The 3,112-nt window shown below is 75.6% G+C and carries 2 protein-coding genes and 1 pseudogene; all 3 read right to left on the reverse strand.

Annotated elements, in window-relative coordinates; all coding sequences use genetic code 11:
• Positions 1–90 precede the first annotated feature (90 nt).
• Positions 91–477: pseudogene (locus tag AAHZ94_RS31575) on the reverse strand (phytoene desaturase family protein); the annotation flags it as partial.
• A 78-nt stretch (positions 478–555) separates the two neighbouring features.
• Positions 556–1,395: an inositol monophosphatase family protein gene (locus AAHZ94_RS31580; protein ID WP_349997140.1), complete on the reverse strand. Its 840-nt coding sequence runs from the start codon at positions 1,393–1,395 to the stop codon at positions 556–558.
• A 103-nt stretch (positions 1,396–1,498) separates the two neighbouring features.
• On the reverse strand, positions 1,499–3,112 hold a 1,614-nt coding region (locus AAHZ94_RS31585; protein ID WP_349997141.1), incomplete at its 5' end, for a gamma-glutamyltransferase family protein.

Raw genomic sequence — 3,112 nt, forward strand, 5'->3', positions numbered from 1 at the left:
CCCCCCCCCCGATTTTTTAAATGACCCGCCGCCCACCGAGATCTACACATGGAGTAGCGTCGGCCCGGTCACATTTGAATATCCGACACCCCAGCGACTGACGAACGGGGTGACCAGCCGGCGGTAGGTGCCGGCGTCCCCGGGGCCGAGGGTCATGGCGGTCTCGCCGAGCGAGCGGGCGAGCACCGCGGCCGTGCCGTCCGGGAACGGGTGGGCCATCGGCAGTGCGGCGTGCAGCCAGCGCAGCCCGTACCGCTCCAGCGGCATCGCGTTGAAGGCGGGCGAGCCGGCGCCGAGTGGATGGGCCGCCGAGCACGGGTCGTGCCGGAAGCCGGGCAGCGTCAGCTCTTCGGTGCGGGCGCCGCCGCCCGGCCGCTCGCGCGCCTCGAACACCTCGACCGTGTGGCCGCGGCGGGCCAGCTCCACGGCGGCGGTCAGGCCGTTGGGACCGGCCCCCACCACCACCGCGTCGAGCATGGACGGCACATCGGCCTCCTCGCCTGTGAGGTCGCCACTGCGGCTGGCTGGGCGTGCGCTGGGTTCGTCTCGGCTGACCTAGCCGACGGCGGTCAGCAGGCTCAGGATATGCGCTGCCGTCGCCTCGTCACGCGCCGCGGTGAACGGCAGGACGTTGCCACCTGCGAGGCGGAACGGTTCGCCAGCGACGGTGCCCGACGTGCCGCCCGCCTCTGCGACCAGGAGCAGCCCGGCCGCGTGGTCCCAGGGGTTCTCCCAGGAGAAGGCGACGGCGTCCAGCAGACCGCGGGCCACGTTCAGGTACTCCAGGCCGGCGGAGCCGCACGGGCGCGGCGCCACGCCGTCGGTCAGCAGCCCGGACAGGGCGCGCTTCTCCACGTCGGTGGTGAAGTCGTAGTGCGAGATGGCCACCTCGATGACCTGGTCGGCCGGGCGCGGGCCGGGGCGCAGCGACTGGCCGTCGAGGGTGGCGCCGCCGCCCCTGCGGGCCACCGCCATCAGGTCGAGCGCGGGCGCGAACGTCCAGGAGGCGAGGAGTTCGCCGCGGTGCGCGAGGGCGACCAGGGTGGCGAAGCCGGGGTCGCCGTGGACGAACTGCCGGGTGCCGTCCACCGGGTCCACGATCCACACCGGCGCGTCACCCGTCAGTGCGCCGAGGATGCCGGCGTCGGCGTGCACCGCCTCCTCGCCGACCACCACGGAGCCGGGCAGCAGCTCCGTCAGGACGGCGGTGAGCTGCTCCTCGGCGAGCCGGTCGGCGACCGTGACGAGGTCGTGCGGGCCGTTCTTCTGCACGATCTCGTGCTGCGCGAGCTGCCGGAACCGCGGCATGATCTCCGTGGCAGCCGCCTTGCGCACGGCCTCGTCCACTGCGGCTTCGAGCCGCGCCCATTCCCCCGGGTCCATTGCTTCGATCATGCGTCCATCGAACCACGAAGCCTCACCCGAACGGCGTCGCATGCCTGGACAGAGGGTGAACTCCGGGCAAACCAGACCATGGGGGAAGCGCGCGGGCAGCGGCTCAGCGGCCGACCGCGTACCCCTGGGCGCCGCGCGGGTTGGCCGCGGCCGACAGCAGCCCGCTCGCCGGGTCCCGGGCGACGGCGCCGAGCCGCCCCTCCGACCAGGGGCCGCCGAGGGTGAGCCGGTGCCCCCTGCGGCGCAGCCCGTCGATCACCTCGGGCCCGAACCGCTCCTCGACGGTCACGCCGCCCGGCTCCATGGTGCGCGGGAAGAAGGAGCCGGGGAAGCCGTCCTGGTGCCAGTTGGGGGCGTCGATGGCGCCCTGGAGGTCGAGGGCTCCGCGCACCGTCGGGCGCAGGGCCGCGGCGAGGAAGAAGTGCAGTTGCCACTGGTCCTGCTGGGCGCCGCCGGGGGTGCCGAAGGCGAGGACCGGCTCGCCGGCGCGCAGCGCCAGCGAGGGCGAGAGGGTGGTACGGGGGCGGCGGCCCGGGGTGAGCGTGTTCGGCAGGTCGGGGTCGAGCCACGTCATCTGGAGCCTGGTGCCGAGCGGGAAGCCGAGTTCGGGCACGACGGGGCTGGACTGGAGCCAGCCGCCGCTGGGCGTCGCGGAGATCATGTTGCCCCAGCGGTCCACGACGGCCAGATGACAGGTGTCGCCGCGGGTGCCGCCGTCGACGGCCACGGTCGGCTCGCCGACGCCGGCCGCCGCGCTGGTGAGCGGCCCGGCCGCGGGCCGGCTGCCACGGGCGACGGCGCGGGCGTGCGCGGCCAACTGCGGGGTGCGGCCCGCGGGGTGGCCGGGGCGCAGTTCGTACGAGGCGGTGGGGGCGATCAGCGCGCGCCTGGCCGTGTTGTAGTCGGCGTCCAACAGGTCGGCCAGCGGCACCGTGCCGGGCCCGTGCGCGTCCCCGTACCAGGCCTCCCGGTCCGCGAAGGCGAGCTTGCTGCCCTCGATGAGGGTGTGTACGTAGTCCGGGGTGCCGTGGTCGGCGGGCGTCAGGTCCGGCGGCAGCAGGGCCAGTTGCTGGAGCAGGGCGGGGCCCTGGGACCAGGGGCCGGGCTTGCAGACGGTCCAGCCCTGCCAGTCGTGCCGGGCCGGTTCCTCGTAGCTGGCCTCGTAGCCGGCGAGGTCGTCGCCGGTGAGCGGGCCCGCGTGGCGCTCGCCCGAGGTGTCGAGCGCCGGGCGGGCGGCGGAGGCGACCAGCGCTTCGGCGATGAAGCCGGTGCGCCAGACGCGGCGGGCGGCGTCGATGCGGGCCTCGCGGTCGCCGCCTGCTGCGTCGGCCTCGGCCAGCAGCCGCCGCCAGGTGGCGGCCAGCGGCCGGTTGGTGAAGCGGGTGCCGGGGGCCGGGGCCCGGCCGCCGGGCAGGTAGACCTCGGCCGACGTCGTCCACTCGCTCTCGAACAGGGCCCGCACCCGCTCCACGGTCTCGGTCAGCCGCTCCACCGGCGGGTGGCCGTGCTCCGCGTAGCCGATGGCGTAGCGCAACACCTCGGCCAGCGGCTTGGTGCCGTGGTCGCGCAGCAGCAGGAGCCAGGCGTCGAAGGCGCCGGGCACCGCGGCGGCCAGCGGGCCGGTGCCGGGTACGAGGTCGAGACCGAGGGCGCGGTAGCCGGCGGCGCTCGCCCCGGCCCGCCGCCGACCCCGGCCCCCCCCCCCCCCCCCCCCACC

Origin of the sequence: Streptomyces sp. HSW2009, from assembly GCF_040240285.1 — a bacterium.
GTDB lineage: Bacteria > Actinomycetota > Actinomycetes > Streptomycetales > Streptomycetaceae > Streptomyces.